This window comes from Allobosea sp. UNC402CLCol (assembly GCF_000745475.1).
Lineage (GTDB): Bacteria > Pseudomonadota > Alphaproteobacteria > Rhizobiales > Beijerinckiaceae > Allobosea > Allobosea spartocytisi.
Map to the genome: position 1 here is coordinate 320,287 of NZ_JQJJ01000014.1, position 21,625 is coordinate 341,911.

General features: G+C 66.5%; 21 protein-coding genes. 16 read left to right on the forward strand and 5 right to left on the reverse strand.

Features of this window, described 5'->3' with window-relative positions:
- Window positions 1–8: 8 nt before the first annotated feature.
- From lpdA to GY40_RS20050, 6 genes are all read left to right on the forward strand, one after another.
- Entirely contained in the window at window positions 9–1,448 is a 1,440-nt protein-coding gene (gene lpdA / locus GY40_RS20025) for a dihydrolipoyl dehydrogenase (protein WP_038365829.1), read from the forward strand.
- Between the two features lie 66 nt (window positions 1,449–1,514).
- Window positions 1,515–2,291 (forward strand): alpha/beta hydrolase family protein, encoded by a 777-nt coding sequence (locus GY40_RS26700; protein WP_051988317.1) that lies wholly within the window; start codon window positions 1,515–1,517, stop codon window positions 2,289–2,291.
- A gap of 62 nt (window positions 2,292–2,353) precedes the next feature.
- Entirely contained in the window at window positions 2,354–2,692 is a 339-nt protein-coding gene (locus GY40_RS20035; protein WP_051988318.1) for a GlsB/YeaQ/YmgE family stress response membrane protein, read from the forward strand.
- A gap of 85 nt (window positions 2,693–2,777) precedes the next feature.
- Complete coding sequence (locus GY40_RS20040; protein ID WP_038365832.1) at window positions 2,778–3,056, forward strand: GlsB/YeaQ/YmgE family stress response membrane protein; 279 nt, start codon at window positions 2,778–2,780, stop codon at window positions 3,054–3,056.
- Window positions 3,057–3,156: 100 nt separating this feature from the next.
- Complete coding sequence (gene lipA / locus GY40_RS20045) at window positions 3,157–4,164, forward strand: lipoyl synthase (RefSeq protein ID WP_038365835.1); 1,008 nt, start codon at window positions 3,157–3,159, stop codon at window positions 4,162–4,164.
- A gap of 14 nt (window positions 4,165–4,178) precedes the next feature.
- Window positions 4,179–4,652: a type II toxin-antitoxin system RatA family toxin gene (locus GY40_RS20050; RefSeq protein ID WP_038365838.1), complete on the forward strand. Its 474-nt coding sequence runs from the start codon at window positions 4,179–4,181 to the stop codon at window positions 4,650–4,652.
- Between the two features lie 40 nt (window positions 4,653–4,692).
- Here GY40_RS20050 and GY40_RS20055 read toward each other — a convergent pair whose 3' ends face one another.
- Complete coding sequence (locus GY40_RS20055) at window positions 4,693–5,190, reverse strand: CinA family protein (RefSeq protein WP_038365840.1); 498 nt, start codon at window positions 5,188–5,190, stop codon at window positions 4,693–4,695.
- 4 nt (window positions 5,191–5,194) lie between these two features.
- A complete protein-coding gene (locus tag GY40_RS20060; RefSeq protein ID WP_156116012.1) occupies window positions 5,195–6,400 on the reverse strand; it encodes a bifunctional 2-C-methyl-D-erythritol 4-phosphate cytidylyltransferase/2-C-methyl-D-erythritol 2,4-cyclodiphosphate synthase in 1,206 nt (401 codons plus the stop codon).
- A gap of 180 nt (window positions 6,401–6,580) precedes the next feature.
- On the opposite strand from GY40_RS20060, the gene dusB reads away from it, so the two are divergent.
- From dusB to hflX, 7 genes are all read left to right on the forward strand, one after another.
- Window positions 6,581–7,570 (forward strand): tRNA dihydrouridine synthase DusB, encoded by a 990-nt coding sequence (dusB, locus tag GY40_RS20065; protein ID WP_038366068.1) that lies wholly within the window; start codon window positions 6,581–6,583, stop codon window positions 7,568–7,570.
- 81 nt (window positions 7,571–7,651) lie between these two features.
- Window positions 7,652–8,725, forward strand: coding sequence for a two-component system sensor histidine kinase NtrB (locus tag GY40_RS20070; protein WP_051988336.1), 1,074 nt, complete (start codon window positions 7,652–7,654; stop codon window positions 8,723–8,725).
- Between the two features lie 15 nt (window positions 8,726–8,740).
- Window positions 8,741–10,192 carry a nitrogen regulation protein NR(I) gene (gene ntrC, locus GY40_RS20075; protein ID WP_038365842.1) on the forward strand — a complete coding sequence of 484 codons (1,452 nt, stop codon included), beginning with the start codon at window positions 8,741–8,743 and terminating at the stop codon, window positions 10,190–10,192.
- Between the two features lie 181 nt (window positions 10,193–10,373).
- Window positions 10,374–12,653 (forward strand): sensor histidine kinase NtrY-like, encoded by a 2,280-nt coding sequence (locus GY40_RS20080; protein WP_248311226.1) that lies wholly within the window; start codon window positions 10,374–10,376, stop codon window positions 12,651–12,653.
- The gene (locus tag GY40_RS20085) at window positions 12,650–14,017 is read left to right on the forward strand and encodes a nitrogen assimilation response regulator NtrX (RefSeq protein ID WP_038365845.1); all 1,368 of its coding nucleotides are present in this window, start codon (window positions 12,650–12,652) and stop codon (window positions 14,015–14,017) included. Before GY40_RS20080 ends, GY40_RS20085 begins: the two co-directional genes overlap by 4 nt.
- Before the next feature lie 207 nt (window positions 14,018–14,224).
- Window positions 14,225–14,473 carry an RNA chaperone Hfq gene (gene hfq, locus GY40_RS20090; RefSeq protein ID WP_038365847.1) on the forward strand — a complete coding sequence of 83 codons (249 nt, stop codon included), beginning with the start codon at window positions 14,225–14,227 and terminating at the stop codon, window positions 14,471–14,473.
- Between the two features lie 109 nt (window positions 14,474–14,582).
- Entirely contained in the window at window positions 14,583–15,875 is a 1,293-nt protein-coding gene (gene hflX, locus GY40_RS20095) for a GTPase HflX (RefSeq protein WP_248311229.1), read from the forward strand.
- Between the two features lie 57 nt (window positions 15,876–15,932).
- Here hflX and mazG read toward each other — a convergent pair whose 3' ends face one another.
- Window positions 15,933–16,769, reverse strand: a complete 837-nt coding sequence (gene mazG / locus GY40_RS20100) for a nucleoside triphosphate pyrophosphohydrolase (protein WP_038365849.1) — start codon at window positions 16,767–16,769, stop codon at window positions 15,933–15,935.
- 37 nt (window positions 16,770–16,806) lie between these two features.
- On the opposite strand from mazG, the gene arfB reads away from it, so the two are divergent.
- Window positions 16,807–17,226, forward strand: a complete 420-nt coding sequence (arfB, locus tag GY40_RS20105) for an alternative ribosome rescue aminoacyl-tRNA hydrolase ArfB (protein ID WP_038365852.1) — start codon at window positions 16,807–16,809, stop codon at window positions 17,224–17,226.
- 1 nt (window position 17,227) lies between these two features.
- Entirely contained in the window at window positions 17,228–17,803 is a 576-nt protein-coding gene (locus tag GY40_RS20110; protein WP_038365854.1) for a regulatory protein RecX, read from the forward strand.
- Between the two features lie 8 nt (window positions 17,804–17,811).
- Here GY40_RS20110 and GY40_RS20115 read toward each other — a convergent pair whose 3' ends face one another.
- On the reverse strand, window positions 17,812–18,789 hold the full coding sequence (locus GY40_RS20115) for a Bug family tripartite tricarboxylate transporter substrate binding protein (RefSeq protein WP_038365857.1): 978 nt from the start codon (window positions 18,787–18,789) through the stop codon (window positions 17,812–17,814).
- Between the two features lie 194 nt (window positions 18,790–18,983).
- Here GY40_RS20115 and GY40_RS20120 point away from each other — a divergent pair, with 194 nt between their 5' ends.
- Window positions 18,984–19,508, forward strand: a complete 525-nt coding sequence (locus tag GY40_RS20120; protein WP_051988320.1) for a class I SAM-dependent methyltransferase — start codon at window positions 18,984–18,986, stop codon at window positions 19,506–19,508.
- 736 nt (window positions 19,509–20,244) lie between these two features.
- Here the strand turns inward: GY40_RS20120 and GY40_RS20125 are convergent.
- Complete coding sequence (locus GY40_RS20125; protein WP_038358251.1) at window positions 20,245–21,540, reverse strand: ISNCY family transposase; 1,296 nt, start codon at window positions 21,538–21,540, stop codon at window positions 20,245–20,247.
- Window positions 21,541–21,625: the final 85 nt, after the last annotated feature.

A 21,625-nucleotide genomic window follows, 5' to 3' on the forward strand; every position in this document is an offset into this window, starting at 1 on the left:
GAAACACCATGGCTGACTACGACATCATCGTCATCGGCTCCGGCCCTGGCGGCTATATCGCCGCCATCCGCGCCGCCCAGCTCGGCTTCAGGACCGCGATCGTCGAGCGTGAGCATCTCGCCGGCATCTGCTCGAACTGGGGCTGCATCCCGACCAAGGCGCTGCTGCGCTCGGCCGAGATCCTGCATTACGGCCAGCATGCCAAGGATTACGGACTCGTCCTGGAAGGTTCTTTCAAGGCCGATCTTGAAGCGGTCGTGAAGCGTTCGCGCGGTATCGCGGTCAGGATGAACAACGGCGTCCAGTTCCTGATGAAGAAGAACAAGGTCGACGTGATCTGGGGCGAGGCCAAGCTCACCAAGCCCGGCACGATCACCGTCGCGCCGACCAAGAAGCCGGCGATGCAGCCGCAGGGCCCGATCCCGAAGAACGCCAAGGGCGAGGGCACCTATACCGCCGACCACATCATCGTCGCGACCGGCGCCCGGCCGCGCGCGCTGCCCGGCCTCGAGCCGGATGGCAAGCTGATCTGGACCTATTTCGAGTCGATGGTTCCGGCCAAGATGCCGAAATCGCTGCTCGTGATGGGCTCCGGCGCGATCGGCATCGAATTCGCCTCGTTCTACCGGACGATGGGTGTCGATGTGACGGTGGTCGAGGTGCTGCCGCAGGTCGTGCCGGTCGAGGATGCCGAGATCGGCGCCTTCGCGCGAAAGGCCTTCGAGAAGCAGGGCATGAAGATCATCACCAGCGCCAAGGTGACGAAGGTCGAGAAATCAGCGGACTCCGTCACCGCCCATATCGAGGACGAGAAGGGCGGCAAGCAGACGATCACGGCCGACCGCATGATCTCGGCCGTCGGCGTCGTCGGCAATATCGAGAATATCGGGCTGGAGGCGCTCGGCGTGAAAACCGATCGCGGCTGCATCGTCATCGACGATCTCTGCCGGACCAACGTCAAGGGCGTCTACGCCATCGGTGACGTCGCCGGCCCGCCTATGCTGGCGCACAAGGCCGAGCATGAGGCGGTGATCTGCGTCGAGGCGATCAAGGGGCTGCATCCGCACCCGATGGACAAGTCGATGATCCCCGGCTGCACCTATTGCCACCCGCAGATCGCCAGCGTCGGCCTGACCGAGGCGAAGGCCAAGGCTGCCGGCTACGAGCTCAAGGTCGGCCGCTTCAACTTCGTCGCCAACGGCAAGGCCGTGGCGCTCGGCGAGGATTCGGGGCTGGCGAAGACGATCTTCGACGCCAAGACCGGCAAGTTGCTCGGCGCCCATCTGGTCGGCCCGGAGGTCACCGAGCTGATCCAGGGCTTCGTCGTCGCGATGAACCTCGAGACGACCGAGGAAGAATTGATGCACACCATCTTCCCGCATCCGACCCTGTCGGAAGTGATGAAGGAAAGCGTGCTCGATGCTTACGGCAAGGTGTTGAACGCCTAGCTGCGCAGTCACGGCGGAGAGCCTGGAATTGGCTCTCCATGGGCGATATGGCGGCGGGGGCGTGCCATGAAGCGTGCGGGTGCAAGGCTGCTGACCGTTCTCGCGGCTGTCCTGTTTGGCGGCGCGGGAGCCTTGGCCTGTGACGGCGATACATGCGCCAACGGCCTGGCCTATGAAGCGTTCGGCGCGGCACCCGGCGGCGGGACGCGCCCCGTCCTCGCCATCTTTGTTCACGGGGACGTTTCGGCCGGAGGGCCGGCCGACTACATGTACGGCCATGCCAGGCGGTTCGCGGCCGGCCGCAAGAATGTGGTGGCCGTTGCTCTGCTGCGGCCCGGCTATTACGACCGCGCCGGCCGTCGCAGCGACGGCTCCGATAATGGCCGTCGGGATACGTTCCAATCCGGCAACAACAGCGCTGTCGCCGGGGCGATCCAGGAGCTGAAGCGCATCTACAACGCCCGCAACGTGGTGGCTCTCGGGCATTCGGGTGGCGCCGGCACGATCGGTGTCGTGGCCGGAAGCCATCCCGGCCTGATCAACGGCCTCGTGCTGGTGTCATGCCCTTGCGACGTTCCGGCCTGGTATGCCAGCCGAGGCCGGCGGCCAGGAGCGGCTCAGTCGCCGGTGGACTACGTGTCCGGCATTCCCGCAGGGACGCCGATCGTCACTGTCACCGGACAGGCGGACGACAACACCCGCCCGGAACTGGCGGCGGACTATGTCGCGAAGGTGCAGGCGAGGGGGCTGCCCGCGAGAGCGCAGATCGTCGGGGGCGGGCATAATTTCGGTGGCGCGCTTGCGGCGACGTCGGTTTCCGCGCTCGCAGCGATGGTCCGCTGATCGGCCGCGACGCTCGCCCGCATCGACTTGGCGGCCGCCCGCTCGCGCTCCATATTGCGCCCATGCCGCCACGCACCCGCAAATCATCCAAGCCCGATCGCGTCGTCCGCGACGAGGATATCGAGATCCTGCCGCCGCGCCGGACGCTGCCGCTCGACTGGAGCGTCATCGTCCCGACAGTGGCGTCCGGCACCGTCATCGGCTTCGCCGCGAGCCTCGTGGTCGGCGGAGGCGGGCTGATCCGCCATGCCGTCGTCGGCGTGCTCGGCATGCTGGTGGGACAGGGCATCGTGCGCCTGACCGGCTGGCGATTGAATACGGGCTACGGTTTCCTCGACGATGCCGGCATGGCGGTGCTGGGTGCCATCCTCGTCATCCTGCTGGCACGCTTCATCGCGTAAGTTTGGATTTCGTCTTCAGGAACTTTCACGCAGGGCTTACGGTTATCGGCGCGCGCCTTCGCGCATGGCTAGGGGGATATCCGCGATGGAAAGCTTTGCCGCCACCATGGCCCAGCCGGGCTACGGTTTCTTCATGACGCTGCTGATCGGTCTCATCGCCGGCTGGATCGCCGAGCGCCTGACCTCATCCGATCACGGTCTCTTCACCAACATGCTGGTCGGCGTCGCCGGCTCCTTCGTCGGCGCCAAGATCGCCGAATTGCTGGAGGTTCCGGTCTTCGGCTTCTGGCGGACGCTGACGGCTGCGGTGGCCGGCGCCATCGTCATCATCGTGATCTGGAACGCGGCGCGCGGGCGCCGCTGAGGAGCGCTTGCCCGTCGGGCAGTTGCGGGAGCGCGCTTTGGGGATTAGCTAAGAGGGAGCCGGCCTTGCCGGCTCCTGCTTTTGAAGCCCGGACCCCGTTATGGCGCTTGTTCTCGACCTTCTGAACCGCGATCCGCGACCCAATGCCGGCAATCCGAAGGCGGAAGCTCGCCAGCCCGCAGCGGAATTGCGCCACCCCGAGAAGCAGAAGCGGCCGGAAAACCCGGTCCTGCGCAAGCCGGACTGGATCCGCGTCAAGGCGCCAGGCTCGCCGAAATGGGCCGAGACGCAGAAGATCGTGAAGGCCGAGAAGCTGGTCACGGTCTGCGAGGAGGCCGGCTGCCCGAATATCGGCGAGTGCTGGGAGAAGAAGCACGCCACCTTCATGATCATGGGCGACACCTGCACGCGGGCCTGCGCCTTCTGCAACGTGAAGACCGGTGTGCCGCTGCCGCTCGATCTGGAGGAGCCGCGCAAGGTCGCGGATGCCGTCGCCAAGCTTGGGCTCGAGCATGTCGTCATCACCTCGGTCGACCGCGACGATCTCAAGGACGGCGGCGCCGAGCATTTCGCCAACGTGATCCGCGCCATTCGCAAGGCTTCGCCCGGCACCACCATCGAGATCCTGACGCCGGACTTCCTGCGCAAGCCGGGCGCGCTCGAAGTGGTCGTCGCGGCCAAGCCCGACGTGTTCAACCACAATCTCGAGACCGTGCCGGGCAAGTATCTGAAGGTGCGGCCGGGCGCGCGCTATTTCCATTCGCTGCGGCTGCTGCAGCAGGTGAAGGAGCTCGACCCGACGATCTTCACCAAGTCCGGCATCATGGTCGGGCTCGGCGAGGAGCGGAACGAAGTTCTCCAGCTCATGGACGATCTGCGCTCGGCCGAGGTCGACTTCATGACCATCGGGCAGTACCTCGCGCCCTCGCGCAAGCACCATGCGGTGATCCGCTTCGTCACGCCGGACGAGTTCAAGAGCTTCGAGACCATCGCCTACGCCAAGGGCTTCCTGATGGTGTCCTCGACGCCGCTGACCCGCTCCTCGCACCATGCCGGCGAGGATTTCGCCCGGCTGCGCGCGAATCGTGCGGCAAAGCTCGGCGGCTGACGGCGCCGCTCCCCATGCCGATGTTCAACAGCACCCGCCGGGTGAAGCACTCGCCCGAGCAGATGTTCGCGCTCGTGGCGGATATCGAGAAATACCCGCAATTCCTGCCGCTCTGCGAGGGGCTGGTGGTGCGCCGCCGCACGCCGCGCGAAGGCGGGGGCGAGGTGCTGTTGGCCGATATGACGGTCGGCTACAAGGCTATCCGCGAGACCTTCACCAGCCGCGTGACGCTCGATCCGGCAAACCTGAAGATCCTGGTCGAATATGTCGACGGGCCGTTCCGGCATCTGGAGAATCGCTGGACCTTCAAGCCGAACGACAGCGGCTGCGAGGTCGGCTTCTTCATTTCCTACGAATTCGCCAGCCGGATGCTCGGCCTGCTGATGGGCGCCATGTTCGACAAGGCCTTCCGCAAGTTCTCGGAAGCCTTCGAGCGCCGGGCCGATCAGGTCTATGGACGCGGCGGGGCTGCAGCGCTCGGAACATAGAGCTTGCCGAGCGTCGAAGCGAACGCGCGAAAGTAAGTCTCTACGGCCCGGTCAGCGCCGTCTCGCGCAGCAGATCAAGCGCTTCCAGCACGCTGAGGCGGCGGATCTCGTCGCGCGATTTCTCGCCGAAGCGGCGTTCACGATGGCGCGTGCCGGAAGGGCCGGCGCAGGCGAAATGGACGAGCCCGACCGGCTTCTCGACGCTGCCGCCGCCGGGGCCGGCAACGCCGGTGATCGAAACCGCGAAGGTGGCATCGAGGCGCCTGCGGCCGCCTTCCGCCATGGCACGGGCGACGGGCTCGCTGACGGCGCCGTGCTGTTTCAGCAGGGGCTCGGGAACGCCGGCGAGAGCCGCCTTGGCCTCGTTCGCATAGGTGATCAGCCCGCCTTGGACCATCGCGGACGAGCCGGCGATCGCCGTCAGCGCGCCGCAGACGAGGCCGCCGGTGCAGGATTCGACCGTCGCGACCGTGAAGCCGCGCTCCTTGCTCATATCGAGCAGTTCGGCTGCAAGCGCGCGGATGTCGGGGTCGAACATGGCCTCACTCCTCCTCGGGCAGCCGGATCGTTGCTGTGGCCAGCGCGGCGAGGCCTTCGCGCCGGCCGGTGAAGCCCATGCGCTCGGAGGTCGTCGCCTTGATCGCGACCTTGCCGGCCGTGACGCCGGCGGCGGCTGCGATCGCTACGCGGATCGCGTCGCGATGCGGGCCGACCTTCGGCGCCTCGCAGACGATGGTGAGGTCGAGATGGTCGATGCGGCCACCGCGCTCGCGCACGCGCTCCGCCGCGAAGGCGAGGAATTTCGCCGAGGCGGCGCCGCGCCATTGCGGATCGCTCGGTGGGAAATGCGTGCCGATATCGCCTTCGGCCAGCGCCCCCAGCAGCGCGTCGGTCAAGGCATGAAGCGCGACGTCACCGTCGGAATGAGCGACGACGCCCTGATCGTGGCCGATCCTGACGCCGCCGAGCCAGACATGATCGCCCGGCCCGAAGGCGTGGACGTCGTAGCCCGTGCCGACGCGGGTGACGAGCAGCTTGCCGTTGCCGGCGCCGGTCCGCATGAAATCCTCCGGATGCGTCAGCTTGATGTTGGCGGGATCACCCGCAAAGGTTGCGACGGGATGGCCGGCCCATTCCATCAGCGCGGCATCGTCGGTGAAGCCGTGCAGGAGCGCGGCGCCGGCCGCCTCGTGAGCGGCCAGCAAAGGGCCGAACCGGAAGGCCTGCGGGGTCTGCACGCTGACGAGCCGGTCCCGGGGCGGCGTCTCGGCGATGTGGCCGCGCTCGTCGATGCGCTTGATCGTGTCGGTGACCGGCAGGGCGGGGATGGCCGCGAGCCCGCTTTCGTCCAATGTGCGGATGGCGGCGTCGATCAGGGCCGGCGAGACGAAGGGGCGCGCCGCGTCATGGACCAGCACGATGCCATCGAAGCCGTCGCGCGCCAGCGCCTGCAGCCCACGCCGGACGGAGTCCTGCCGGGTCGCGCCACCGATGGTCGGCGGCGCAAGGCGCGCGGGGTCGAGGCCGGCGATGGCGTCGGCATAGCGATCCTCGTCGCCCTCGCCGATCACGACAGCGACGCGGCCGATCGCAGGCTCTGCCAGAAAAGGCGCCAGCGCCTGCGCGAGAACCGGGCGCCCGTCGATCAGCCTGTATTGCTTCGGCTGGCCGGCGCCTGCGCGCAAGCCGCGACCGGCCGCGACGAGCAGGGCGGCGACGGGGGCGGAGGTCTCGATTCGGTTCGGCACGTTCCCTTGCCCTGGACGGAGAAATCGCAATCGGCGGAAGCCATAGCCAATTCGGTGGCGCTCGGGCAGGGGGTGCGGCGATGTTGCATCGCAATATCAACGTCAAGACGCTTGCGCTTATGCAGCAATGTCCAATAAATATGCATCCTAGAGATTGCCTCAAAAGCAGGCTGTGAGTTGTTGCAGATCGCCGGTATCCCGATCCAGTCCCGCGCCTTCCTGGCGCCGATGTCAGGCGTGACCGACATCGTCATGCGCCGCATCGCCGGCCGTTTCCGCGCGGGTATCCTCGTCTCGGAGATGGTGGCCTCGGATGAATTCGTCCGTGGCAGCGAGGAGGCGCGCATCCGTGCCGAAGGGCAGGGGGTCTCGCCCCATGTGGTGCAGCTCGCCGGCTGCGATCCGCACTGGCTCGGGGAGGCGGCGCGGCTGGCCGAGGCGAATGGCGCCGATATCGTCGACATCAATATGGGCTGCCCGGCGAAGAAGGTGACGGGTGGCTGGGCGGGCTCGGCGCTGATGCGCGATCTCGATCACGCGGTCAGCCTGGTCGAAGCCGCCGTGGCGGCCGTGAAGGTGCCGGTGACGGTGAAGATGCGGCTCGGCTGGGACGATGCCTCGCGCAACGCGCCCGAGCTGGCGCGCCGCGCCGTGGCGGCGGGCGCGCGGCTGATCACCGTCCATGGCCGCACCCGGCAGCAATTCTACAAGGGCAAGGCCGACTGGCGCGCCATTGCTGCGGTCCGGGCGGCTGGCGATTTCCCGCTCGTGGCCAATGGCGACATCCATGATGTCGAGGACGCCCGCGCCTGTCTCGATCAGTCCGGCGCCGATTTCATCATGGTCGGACGAGCCGCTCTCGGGCGGCCCTGGCTGGTCGGCGCGATCGGGGCCGCGCTCGACGGTCTGCCGGCACAGACGGTGACGCTCTCGGACAAGCTCGCCATGGCGCGCGAGCATTACGAGGGGCTGCTGACGCTGATGGGGATCGCGCATGGCGTGCGTCATGCGCGCAAGCATCTGGCCGCCTATGCCGACGACGCGCTGGCGGATGGCTGCGAGGCCGATCCGGAGCGCCGGCGCATTCTTTTGACCTCGGAGGAGCCGCGGCAGGTCATCGCCGCGCTGTCGGGGCTGTTTTCCACCGATCGCTGCCGCGAAGCGGCTTGAACCGGAGTCGAGCTGATGACGGTGATGTTTGCCGAGACGGGCGCCCAGGGCCGGGCCAGCTACCTGCTCGACCCGATCGAGATGCAGGCGCTCAATGTGCTGCCGATGCCCGTGCTCGTCATCGGCGAGGCCCATGCGGTCATCTATGCCAATATGGCGGCCGAGAACTTCTTTCAGTCGAGCGTCGCCCTGCTCAGGCGGCAGAGGCTCGACGACCTCATCGCTTTCGGATCGCCGGTGCTGGCGCTGGTCGAGGAGGTGCATCGCCGTGGCGCGAGCGTCAGCGAGTACCGGCTCGACCTGGGTTGTCCCCGCCTCGGGAATGAGCGCATCGTCGATGTCTTCGCCTCTCCCTTGCCCAATCAGGGGCCTGCCGTCGTCCTGATGCTGCAAGAACGGACAATTGCCGAAAAAATGGACAGGCAATTGACGCATCGAGGAGCAGCCCGCTCGATCACGGCGCTCGGCGCCATGCTGGCTCATGAGATCAAGAATCCGCTTTCCGGCATACGCGGCGCCGCGCAGCTGCTCGAAGGCTCGATCTCGGATTCCGACCGGATGCTGACGCAGCTCATCTGCGACGAGACCGACCGGATCGTGAAGCTGGTCGAGCGCGTCGAATTGTTCGGCGACGAGCGGCCGAGCGAACGCGACGCGGTCAACGTCCATGACGTGCTCGACCATGTGAAGCGCCTGGCACAATCCGGCTTTGCCCGGCATGTCCGCTTCAACGAGGTCTACGATCCTTCCTTGCCGCCGGTGTCGGGCAACCGCGACCAGCTCGTCCAGGTGCTGCTCAATCTGGTGAAGAACGCCGCCGAAGCCATTGGTGAACAAGCGATAGACGGTGAGATCACCCTGTCGACCGCCTATCGTCCTGGCATCCGCATGCAGGTGCCCGGATCGTCCGATCGCATCGCTTTGCCGCTCGAGATCGTCATCCGCGACAACGGTCCGGGCGTGCCGTCGGACCTGCTGCATCTCCTCTTCGATCCCTTCGTCACGACCAAGGCGCAGGGAAGTGGCCTTGGACTTGCACTCGTTGCCAAGGTGATCGGCGATCATGGCGGAATCGTCGAATGCGAGTCCGTTCCCCGCCGTACCAATTTCAGGATTCTCCTGCCCCTGCATCAGCGCCCGGGACAGGCAACGTAAGGCCAGCGCGAACACATGCCGACCGGGAACATTCTGGTAGCCGACGACGACGCCGCGATCCGCACGGTCCTCAACCAGGCGCTCGCGAGGGCCGGTTATGAGGTGAGGACAACCGGGCAGGCGGCAACGCTTTGGACCTGGGCCGCGCAGGGGCTCGGCGATCTCATCATCACCGACGTCGTCATGCCGGACGGCAACGCCTTCGACCTGCTGCCGCGTATCAAGCGGGTGCGGCCGGAGCTGCCGATCATCGTGATGAGCGCGCAGAACACCTTCATGACCGCGATCAAGGCCTCCGAGCGGGGTGCCTATGAATATCTGCCGAAGCCCTTCGACCTGAAGGAACTCGTCGCCATCGTCGGGCGGGCCATGTCGCGGCCACGTGGCGATGCGGCCCGCGCCCAGGTGGGCGAGGCCGAGGACATTCCGCTGATCGGCCGCTCGCCGGCGATGCAGGACGTCTACCGGGCGCTGGCGCGCCTGATGCCGATCGACCTGACCGTGATGATCAACGGCGAATCCGGCACCGGCAAGGAACTGGTGGCGCGGGCGCTGCACGATTACGGCAAGCGCAAGAACGGCCCCTTCGTCGCGATCAACATGGCGGCGATCCCGAAGGACCTGATCGAATCGGAGCTGTTCGGCCATGAGAAGGGCGCCTTCACCGGCGCGCTGACCCGCTCGTCGGGCCGCTTCGAGCAGGCGGAAGGCGGCACGCTGTTCCTCGACGAGATCGGCGACATGCCGATGGAGGCGCAGACCCGGCTGCTGCGCGTGCTGCAGCAGGGCGAGTATACCACGGTTGGTGGGCGCACGCCGATCAAGACCAATGTCCGCATCGTCGCCGCGACCAACAAGGATCTGCGCATCTCGATCGCGCAGGGGCTGTTCCGCGAGGATCTGTTCTTCCGCCTGAACGTGGTGCCGATCCGCCTGCCGCCCCTGCGCGAGCGCGTCGAGGACATCCCGGATCTCGTCCGCCACTTCTTCTCGCTGGTCGAGAAGGAGGGCCTGCCGCGCAAGCAGGTCGATTCGGAGGCGATGGACGTGATGCGGCGCTATCGCTGGCCCGGCAACGTCCGTGAGCTGGAGAATCTGGTCCGGCGGCTGGCGGCGCTCTATCCACAGGAAACCATCACCGCCCCGATCGTCGAGGCGGAGCTGCAGCCGGCGAGCGCGACGCCGGGCTATAGCGGCGCCAGCACGGCGCCGGAACGGGCAGAAACGTTGTCGGGCTCGGTCGAGCGCCATCTCAACCAGTATTTCGGCGGATTTGGCGACAATATCCCGCCGCCCGGGCTCTATCACCGCATCCTGCGCGAGATCGAGCCGCCGCTGATCGCGGCTGCGCTCGCCGCGACCCGCGGCAACCAGATCCGCGCAGCGGAGCTGCTCGGTCTCAACCGCAACACGCTGCGCAAGAAGATCCGCGAACTCGACATGCAGGTGGTGCGGACGCCACGCTGAAGCCTCGCGGCGCTTCCGGGCGGCTTTCAGAGGCCATCGGCCGATAGCGCGGCCGCCGGCACCGACCGGCCGGCTTGCCTTGCCTATGTCATATTTTGACAACACCGTTGCGTCGGCGCATCAGTGACGCATGCGAGCGCGACCGGCTGCCGGCCGCGCACCCCTGGAGTTGTCGAATATCGTGTCGTTTTCCGTAAGTGACACCAGGATCGTGCCGCGCGCCGAGGAAAAGCAGCGCCACGTCTCCGGGTGGATCGGCGGGATCATCGTCGTTCTCGCGCTGGTTTCGGCGCTGCTGACCTTCCTCGTCCTGTCGGGCGCGACGCCGATCGCGCCGGTGCACGAGGTGGTCATCGGCGTCTTCGTGCTGAACGCACTGCTGATCCTGGCCCTGCTGGTCGTCGTGGTCTTCGAGGCCGCCGTGCTGATCCGGGCCCGCAAGGCGGGCGCGGCGGCGGCGGGCCTGCATGTCCGCATCGTCGGCCTGTTCAGCTTCATCGCGGCGCTGCCGGCGATTCTCGTCGCGGTCATCGCGACGGTGACGATCGAGCGCGGGCTCGAGCCGTGGTTCTCCGACCGGATGCGCGACGCCATCTTCAAATCGGTCGAGGTGGCGGATGCCTATGCCGCCAGCCAGTGCAAGTCGCTCGGCCGCGAGATCCGCGTGCTGGCGGACGATCTGACGCGGGCGAAGCCTGCCTTCGATGTCGACCGCAAATGGTTCGACAGCTTCATGACCGCCCGGGCGACCGCGCTCGGCCTGCCTGTGGCGGCGATCATGCAGCCGCCGGACAAGACGGTCGTGCGCGCCAATATCGACGTGCTGAAGGATCCGCCGAAGCCCGACCAGGCCGCCTTCGACGACGCCTCGGCCTCGCCGGATCCGATCTGCGTGATTCCGCGCACCGGCAGGATCTTCGGCGCGCTGGTGAAGCTGCCGATCTATGACGGCAATTTCCTCTACATCGCCCGCGAGGTGGACCCGCTGGCAGTCGAATTCCCCGCGGTCGCGCGTGGCGCGGCGGTTGAGTATCTCTCGATCGATGCGCGCCGGAAGGGCGTCCAGATCGCCTTTGCCTCGATGTATGGGCTGATCGCACTGATCCTGCTGCTCTCGGCGATCTGGCTCGGCCTGAGCTTCGCCAATCGCCTGGTCGCGCCCATCCGGCGGATGATCCATGCGGCCGACCAGGTCTCGAGCGGCAATTTCTATGTGCAGGTGCCGATCAAGCGCTCGGAGGGGGACCTCGCCCATCTCGGGGAAACCTTCAACAAGATGACGGCGGAGCTGCGCCGGCAGCGCGACGGGCTGGTCACGGCAAGCGAGGTGATCGACCGGCGCCGGCGCTTCACCGAGACCGTGCTGTCGGGCGTGTCGTCCGGCGTGCTCAGCCTCGACAATGAAGGCCACATCACCATCATCAACCGTTCGGCCGAGAGCCTGATCGGCACCGGCGGACGGCTGCTCGGCAAGCCGATCGCGGAGATCGCGCCGGAGGTTGCGAGTTTCGTCGCCGACGCGCTTCAGGGCCGCCAGCGGCAGAGTTCCGGCCAGGTGACGATCTCGCGGGCAGGGCGCGACCGTGTCGTCAACATCCGCGCCGTGCATGAGGGCGAGGGGATCAATGCCGGGCTCGTGGTGACCCTCGACGACATCACCGACCTCGTTTCGGCGCAGCGCACGGCGGCCTGGGCCGATGTCGCCCGGCGCATCGCGCATGAGATCAAGAACCCGCTGACGCCGATCCAGCTTTCGGCCGAGCGCATCAAGCGCCGGTTCGGCAAGGTCATCATCGAGGGCAAGGAGGTCTTCGACCAGTGCACGGATACGATCGTGCGGCAGGTCGAGGACATCCGGCGCATGGTCGACGAATTCTCCTCCTTCGCCCGCATGCCGAAGCCCGCGCTGCTGCGCGAGGACATCGTCGAGACCGTCCGGCAGATCGTCTTCCTCTGGCGGGTCGGCAATCCCGAGACGACGATCGAGGAAAGCCTGCCGGCGGAAGCCATGCAGGCCCGGTTCGACCGCCGGCTGATCTCGCAGGCCCTGACCAATGTCATCAAGAACGCGACGGAAGCCATCGAGGCGGTTCCGCCCGAGGAGCGAGGGCAGGGGCTGATCCAGGTCCAGTTCGAGCGCTGGGCCGATGGCCGGATCGTCATCGACGTGACGGATAACGGCAAGGGCCTGCCCGCAGACCAGCGCCAGAAGCTGCTGGAGCCCTATATGACCACCCGCGAGGGGGGGACCGGGCTCGGCCTCGCCATCGTCGGCAAGATTCTCGAAGACCATGGCGGCGGCATCGAGCTGCTCGACCGACCCGACGGCGCGCGCGGCGCGCGCATCCGTCTCTGGTTCCCCGAAACAGGCCCGGTTCAGGAGGCCGACAATGGCGAGGAGGCTGCCGAGCGAGGCAGCGCTGCGCCAGAGCATGACATGCAGAATGGGACACGCCTATGAGTGCTGACATCCTGGTAGTGGACGACGAAGTCGATATCCGCGATCTGGTCGCCGGCCTTCTCGAAGACGAGGGCTATCGGACCCGCAAGGCGGGTTCCGCCGACGAGGCGCTGGCGGCGATCGCGGCCCGGCGGCCGAACCTGGTCTTTCTCGACATCTGGTTGCAGGGCAGCCGCCTCGACGGCTTGCAGGTGCTCGCCCTCATCAAGGAGAGCCACCCCGACCTCGCCGTGGTGATGATCTCCGGCCACGGCAACATCGAGACGGCCGTCTCGGCCATCAAGAGCGGCGCCTACGACTTCATCGAGAAGCCGTTCAAGGCGGACCGGCTGGTCCTCGTGGCCGAGCGGGCGCTGGAAGCATCGCGGCTGCGCCGGGAGGTGCGGGAGCTCAAGACACGCTCGGTCCAGGCGAACCGCATCGTCGGCCACTCCACCGTGGTCAACCAGCTCCGCCAGACGATCGAACGCGTCGCGCCGACCAATGCGCGAGTCCTCATCACCGGCGAGCCCGGCTGCGGCAAGGAGCTCACGGCCCGCACCCTGCACGAGGCATCGAACCGGTCCTCCGGCCCGTTCGTCGTGATCAACGCGGCGACGATCACGCCCGACACGATGGAAGAGGAGCTCTTCGGCGTCGAGGGCGGGGACGGGCGCTCGCGGCGCGTCGGCGCGCTCGAGGAGGCGCATGGCGGCTCGCTCTATATCGACGAGATCGGCGACATGCCGCGGGAGACGCAGAACCGCATCCTGCGGGTGCTGGTGGATCAGAACTTCCAGCGCGTCGGCGGGGCGACACGCGTCCATGTCGATGTCCGCATCATCTCTTCGTCGAGCCGCGACCTGGCCCAGCTCATCACCGATGGGCGCTTCCGCGAAGACCTCTACCACCGCCTCGGCGTCGTCCCGATCAAGGTGCCGCCGCTGTCGGAGCGACGGGAGGACGTGCCGGAGTTGATCGAGTTCTTCATGGACCAGATCTCGGTGGCCTCGGGCCTGCCCAAGCGGCAGATCGGCGCGGATGCGATGGCCGTGCTGCAATCGCATGAATGGCCCGGCAACGTCCGGGAGCTGCGCAACAATGTCGAGCGGCTGATGATCCTGACCAAGGGCGACCCGACCTCGGAGATCACCGTCGAGATGTTGCCGGCGGAGGTTGGCGCGATGGTCCCGACGACGCCTTCGGGCTCGGGCGGGGAACGCCTGATGAGCCTGCCGCTGCGCGACGCGCGCGAGATCTTCGAGCGCGAATATCTGATCGCCCAGATCGCGCGTTTCTCGGGCAATATCTCGCGGACGGCCGAGTTCATCGGCATGGAGCGCTCCGCCTTGCACCGGAAGCTCAAATCGCTGGGAGTGGGGTGAGCGTCAGGCGCCTTGCGCATGCCCATCTGCGCGTCACGCAGGTAGGATGCCTAAAAACACGGCTTTGCTGCACTTGCGTTGCATGCGAAGTCAACGATCTAATGTGATGTCGGTGTCTCGGGTCGGTAAGGTGGCTTGCCGGCCAGAACGGGACGAACTGGATCGCGGATACAATCCGATCGGCGATCCCAACAATAGGGACTACCCATGGCCGCAGAGCGGGCTCAAAACCTCCAGGACACGTTCCTCAATCACGTGCGCAAGCAGAAGATTCCGCTGACGATCTTCCTCGTCAACGGCGTGAAGCTGCAGGGCGTCGTGACCTGGTTCGACAATTTCTGCGTGCTGCTGCGGCGTGACGGTCACTCGCAGCTCGTCTACAAGCACGCGATCTCGACCATCATGCCGGGGCACCCCGTGCAATTGTTCGAGCCCGAGGAAACGGACAAGAACTGATTTGGCGGCCAGCCGCGAAGACGACAAGCAACGGGCGGCGGTGAAGGTTTCAGGCCCCAAGCCGCTCGACGAGATCGAACGCGAGATCGCGGCGAATACGCGCGCCTATGTGGTCGGCCCGTATCAGCAGAAGCGTGGCCTCGCGGTCGACAGCAATCAGCGCTCCTTCGTCGCCCGCCTCGATGAGGCCGTCGGCCTGGCGGCCGCCATCGACCTCACGGTGGTCGAGGCCGTGCAGGTGCTGCTCACGGCCCTGAGGCCGGCGACCTATCTCGGCAAGGGCAAGGTCGAGGAGCTGGCCGAGCGCATCAAGATCGAGGAAATCGGCCTTGTGGTGATGGATTGCGCGCTGTCGCCGGTCCAGCAGCGCAATCTCGAAAAGGCCTTCGGCTGCAAGGTCATCGACCGCACCGGGCTCATCCTGGAAATCTTCGGCCGGCGCGCCCGCACCAAGGAAGGCACGCTGCAGGTCGAGCTCGCTCATCTGAACTACCAGAAGAGCCGGCTCGTCCGGTCCTGGACCCACCTTGAGCGCCAGCGCGGCGGCTTCGGCTTCCTCGGCGGCCCCGGCGAGACCCAGATCGAGGCGGATCGGCGCATCATCCAGGAGCGGATGAGCAAGATCGAGCGCGATCTGGAGAGCGTGAAGCGCACCCGCTCGCTGCATCGCGCCAGCCGGAAACGCGTGCCTTATCCGATCGTTGCGCTGGTCGGTTACACCAATGCCGGAAAGTCGACCCTGTTCAACCGGCTGACCTCGGCCGAGGTGCTGGCGCAGGACATGCTCTTCGCCACGCTCGACCCGACGGCGCGCGCGATCAAGTTGCCGCATGGCGCGCGGATCATGCTCTCCGACACGGTCGGCTTCATTTCCGATCTGCCGACCCAGCTCGTCGCCGCCTTCCGCGCCACGCTGGAGGATGCGATCGAGGCGGATGTGCTGCTGCATGTCCGGGACGTCTCGCATGAGGACACGCAGGCGCAAGCTGCCGACGTCCAGGCGATCCTGCGCGATCTCGGCATCAACCCGGATGACGGCCAGCGCGTGATCGAGGTCTGGAACAAGGCCGATCTGCTCGGCGAAACGGAGCGCGCCCGCCAGCTCGAGGTCGCGGCGCATCGCCCGGAAGAAAGCCGCCCCGTGCTGGTCTCGGCCCTGACCGGGGAGGGCATGGACCGGCTGACCGCCGCCATCGAAACGCGCATCGCGCGGAGCCGGCCGGTCTACGCCCTCGTGCTGGAGGCCGGCGATGGCAAGTCGCTGGCCTGGCTCCATGCCAATGGCGAGATCCTGGCGCGCGAAGATGGTGCCGAAGGCGGACTCACGCTCACCGTGCGCCTGCCGCGGGAGCGGGAAGGGGCGTTCACGGCACGTTTTCCGCAGGCTGAGCGGCAAAGATAGACCGCGCGGTCATTGCGAGGGCAGCGACGGTTCTGCTCGCCCGATAGAGAGCGTGTTTCAGCCGCCTGCCTTCTCGGCCTTCTTCACAGCTTGCCAGAGCGCTTCCATCTCGTCGAGGCTCGCCTCCTTGGCGGTTCGGCCCTCGGCCTCGAGAGCGGCCTCGATGCCCTTGAAGCGGCGCTCGAACTTGGCGTTGGCGGCGGCGAGGCAGCCTTCGGGTTCGGCATCGACATGGCGGGAGAGGTTGGCGATCACGAAAAGCAGATCGCCGATTTCCTCATGGATGGCGGCCTTGTCGCCGCCAGCGAGCGCCTCCTCGATCTCCTGCGTTTCCTCGCGGATCTTGTCGAGCACGAGGCGTGCGTCGTTCCAGTCGAAGCCGACGGTCGAGGCGCGGGCCTGCAGCTTCCAGGCGCGGGAGAGGGCGGGCAGGCCATGTGCCACGCCAGCGAGGACGCTTTTGTCCTCCTCCTTCGGAGGCCGGCCGGCGGCTGCGTGCGCGGCAGCCTTGTCGGCCTTCTCTTCAGCCTTGATCCGATGCCAGAGCGCCTTGACCTCGGCCGGCGACAAATCGCGCGCATCGCCGAAGACATGCGGATGGCGGCGGATCAGCTTCGAGGTGATCGCCTCGACGACATCGGGGAAGGCGAAGGAGCCTTCCTCCTCGGCCATGCGGGCATGGAAGACGACCTGCAGCAGGAGATCGCCGAGCTCGTCCTTGAGATCCAGCTTGTCGCCGCGCGCGATGGCGTCAGCGACCTCATAGGCTTCCTCGATCGTGTAGGGCGCGATCGAGGCGAAGTCCTGTTCCAGATCCCAGGGGCAGCCGGTGCCGGGCGTACGCAGGGCGGCCATGATTTCGATCAGGCGGGCGATATCTCGGGAAGGCTGCACGCTGCCAGGCTCCGTGGATTGAGGTAAGCTCACTCCCATGATTCAAGTCACCCCGTCCATCGCCATCGACGAGAGCGAGATCGAGGAAAGCTTCGTGCGCGCCTCGGGTCCCGGTGGCCAGCACGTCAACAAGGTGTCGAGCGCGGTGCAGATCCGCTTCGATGCGCGCAGCTCCCCGTCGCTACCGAACGACGTCGCGATCCGACTGATGAAGCTCGCCGGCAGCAGGCTGACGCAGGATGGCGTCATCGTCATTGTCGCGCAGACGCATCGCAGCCAGAAGCGCAATCGCGAGGAGGCCGTGGAACGGCTCGCTGAGCTGATCCGGGCGGCGGCCGTGCGCCCGCAGGTCCGCCGCGCGACCAAGCCGACGAAAGCCTCGAAGGAGCGCCGGCTTGCCTCGAAGGAGCGCCGCTCCGGCGTCAAGGCCGGCCGTTCCAAGCCGGTTTCGGACTAGCATGGCCGGTCAGCAGGATTCGGGCGGGCAGGGGGCCCGCAAAACCCGCGTGCCACGCCGGATCACGGTGACCTATCTGCGTCGGGCGGCACTGCATTATCTCGAGCGCTATGCGGCGCCTGCCGCGCAGTTGCGCAGGGTTCTGGCCCGCAAGATCGCGATGAGCTGCCGCCATCACGGCGAAGATCCGGCCCTGCACGCGGCTTTGCTCGACGAGGTCGTGGCGCAATGCGTTTCGCTGCAGCTCGTCGACGACCGCCGTTTCGCCGAGGCGCGAACGGCGAGCCTACGGCGCAAGGGCCTTTCCGGTCGAGCGGTGGCCGGCCGGCTTGCGGCGAAGGGCGTCGGCCGCGAACTCGTCGAGGCTGTCGCGACAACCGATGCGGAGAGCGAACTTGCAGCCGCGCGTATCGCGGCGCGGCGCAAGCGCCTGGGAAGCTGGCGCCGCTCAACAGATGGTACGGCGGATGCCGCCGCCCTGCGCCGCAAGGATCTGGCCGTGCTCGCCCGGCTCGGCTTCGGTTTCGCCGTGGCGAGGGCCGTGCTCGATGAGGAGGAGGGCGCGGAGGCCGGGTGAGGGCTCCCTCACTCCAGCTTGACCTGCGCCTCCTTCACGACCCCGCCCCAGCGCTCGACCTCCGCCGTCACGAACCTGCCGAAAGCCTCGCCGCTGAGCGAGGGGATCGGCGAGCCGTTCTTTTTCCAGGCGGCCGTGATCATCGGCGACTGAAGGGCCTTCTCGACCTCCGTCCGCATCCGGGTCACGATCTCCGGCGGCGTATTCTTCGGCGCCCAGAGCGCATACCAGGTCGAGACCTCGAAGCCCTCGAGGCCAGCTTCCTTCGCGGTCGGGACGTCGGGGACGGTCTCCGAGCGCGTCGGCGCCGCGACCGCGAGCGCACGCAGCGCGCCGCTCTGGATCTGCGCCGCCGAGGAGCCGAGCCCGTCGAACAGCAAGTCGACCTGTCCGGCGACCGTATCCTGAAGCGCCGGTCCGGCGCCGCGATAGGGCACATGGGTCAGCTTCGTCTTGGTCGAGATCTGGAAGAGCTCACCGGCGAGATGGTGCGTCGTGCCGTTGCCGGCGGAGGCATAGTTCAGCTTTTCCGGGTTCTTGCGGGCGTAGTCCACTAGCTCGGCCACCGTCTTCGCCTGGACCTTGCCCGGATTCACGACGATGACCTGCGGTGGCTGGGCAATGACCGCGATCGGGATGAAATCTCGCTGGATGTCGTAGTCGAGCTTGGGATAGAGCGCCGGCGCGATGGCGTGATGGGCCGCGCCGACGAAGAAGGTGTAGCCGTCCGGCGCCGCCTTCGACGCGGCGGAAGCACCGACCGTGCCGCCGGCTCCGCCGCGGTTCTCGATGACGATGCGCTGGCCGAGCTGCTGGTCGAGTTGCGCGCCCAGGGGCCGGGCGAACGCGTCGGTGCCGCCGCCGGCCGGGAAGGGTACGATGAAGGTGATCGGCCTCGTCGGCCAGCTTTGGGCATGGGCAGGCATGGACAGGGCCGTCAGCGAAACCGCAGCGGCAGCCATCAGCAGGCATCGTCTCGTGATCATCTCTGTTTCTCTCCCGGGAAGGCGGCTCTTATCGGCCGTTGAAGCGGGGCTCGTCTTGTGCGAGCCGCCGACGCGACACTATAGGGCCGCGTCGGCGGCGCCTTGGCAATGCTCAATAGGATGGAGGGATCGGCCATGACGGCACGCGGATCGGTGCGGTGTTCCGCATGCGGGTTGGGCGGCGGGGCCTCCGCATGAGCCGGCTCGACAGCTTCATCCGCCGTCTCGAAGCCCAGCGGAGCGTGCTCGACTGGGCGGCGGCGCAGACCGTTGGCCGGGACGGGCTCGTGCTCGAGCTGGGCCTCGGCAACGGACGAACCTATGACCATCTGCGCGAACGCCTGCCGGGCCGTGCGATTCACGTCTTCGAGCGCGACCCCAAGGCCCATCCGCAATCGATGCCGCCGGCGCAACTGCTCGTCATCGGCGACATGGCCGAGACCTTGCCGGCTTTCGCCGCCCAACATGGAGCGAGCGCCGTCCTGATCCATATCGATGTCACGACCGGGGTGCCCGAGCGCGATGCGGTGGCCTTGAGCTGGCTGCCGGCGGAGGTCGCCGCACTGGCGGCGCCCGCCGCTCTGGTCGTCAGCGGCTGGGCACTCGATCATCCGGCACTAAGGCCGGAGCCGCTGCCGGACGATGTTCCTGAAGGGCGATACTTCGCCTATCGGCGGATGGGCGCCGGAGAGCGATCCGAGACCGGAGAGATCGTCTGAGCCACCGACGGGCAGGGCTCGACGATCTGCCATGAAGCGTCATCGGGGTGTGTATCTATTGTCAGAGCTCGTTAGACAAGTCGCTTTCTGTGCTCGTTAGAAATGTCACTCAGGCCAGTTCTCCGGCTTACCTCAAGCAGCGCGGCGGAGCTGGTCAGGGTTGCGCAGCCGCGCTGCGGCATGGCTACAAGCGACCGGGCGGGCAGGGCGCGACTCACGCTGAAGGGCAAAGAACGACCCACTGCCGACATTGCTATATCTTCGTTCAACGTCGCTTCGGCTCCACCAGCGCGACCGCTGGCTGCCCACATGAGTCCGAGCGTGGTACGACGAATACGGTTTGCCTGTATTCCACCTGATGGCCCGGCAAGGTCACTTCGGTCTGGCACAGGACCCACGTTCCCGAAGCATCCTTCCTAACAAACTCGATCACCGCGCGAGTGTTATGCTTGATACGCCAGTGAGATAGCACACTACCGCGAATGTGAGGCTCGACAGCAAGGCGCCTTTGATCAGCGAAGTGGCGCCATAACATAGCTACAAATGGCAAGCTCGCGACAACCAAGCTCAAGCTGATCAGTCCGACTTTAGCAACAGAGGAAGGCGAGGCTGACGTTGTCACGACCATTGCCAGTAGCGGCTGAACCCGATGGACGGTCGTAACGCCTCCATCATAGGAGCCGCAATAGCCTCTATCCACCCATCTAGGAAATTGCCGATCCATCCGGCTGCTTCGCTAGCCGGCCTTGAAGATGCTCTTCCCCTGACCCTGCCGTCGAGGCGCTCGGCCGCTGCGTGACATGTTGAGCTCCTTCTGGCGCTCGGCAATGTAGGCCAGCGTCGCGCCTAACCGTTTGTTCTCGACGATCGCGGCCTGATCGACCTGCTGAACCTTGTCGAAAGTCCGATAAGGCAGGTCAAGGCCCTGGTGCCGGATCGCAAACCGACCATCTGGATAGTCGTAGATCGTGACACGCTGGCGGGCGAGGGTGCGGGTCACCGGCGTCGGTTCAAGGATGAACAGCATCTTGTCGTATTGCAGCGTCAGGTTCTGCGAAACCGTCCGCTCCTCCTTCCAGGCAAAGGCCTCGTCGATATCGTCGTCCCCGGCGAGCGGACGGTGCAGATCCTTGTCGTTGAACGGCACCTTGGCGAAGCGCCGGTTGAAGTCCTCCATGAAGCCCGGCAGGAAGGCGTTCCCGGCCTCGAGCGATGAGATCCCGGCGAGCCGCAGCTCCTTCACCAGCCGGTCTTGCAGCGTGCCATTGGCGCGCTCGACCCGGCCTTTGGCCTGCGGGACGTTGGCACAGATGATGTCGATGTTGAGCTGATCCAGCGCCCGGCCGAACTGCGTCATGCCATTGCCGCCGGTCGCACCGACCTTGTTGACCCGAAACGTCGCGTGCTTGTCAGAGTAGAACGCAACCGGCTTGCCGTGGCGCTGCAAATAGCTCCGCGTCGCGGCAAAATAGTCGAACGTCGACTCTGCCGTGACGAATTGCAGGTGCATCAGTCGGCTGGTCGCATCGTCGATGAAGACGAGCAGGGTGCATTGCGGGCCACGGTCCTCAAACCACCAATGCTGCGAGCCGTCGATCTGGACGAGCTCGCCGACGCAATCGCGCCGGTAGCGCGGCTGATGCACTGGCTTGAGCCGCTCTCGACGATCGCGCCAGATTCCGTCAGCGATCATCCAGCGCCGCACCGTCTCGACGCCCAACCGCAATCCATGCCGTTCCGCGAGCTTCTCTGCCGCCAGCGTTGGCCCGAAATCCGGATAGTTCGCCCGGATCAGCGCCAAAGCCTGCGTCCGGACCGTCGGCGGATAAGACCGGTTGCTCGGCTTGCCACGCTTTTGCGACACCAGGCCGACTGGCCCGCGCCGGCGATAAACCTGCAGCAGCCGAAATACGTGCCGGTGCGTCAGATGAAGTAGCTGCGCCGCGTCGCCGACCGAAATCCGTTCCGCCACAACATCCCACAGCACCTGAACCCGGTCGAGTTCGGCATGGCTCATCGACACCACCGTCATCACGCAAAGCTCCCAGCAAGCCAGCACTCAGAACGAGTGACATCTCTAACGGGGAGACTGGTGACCTTTCTAACGGGGGCCTACA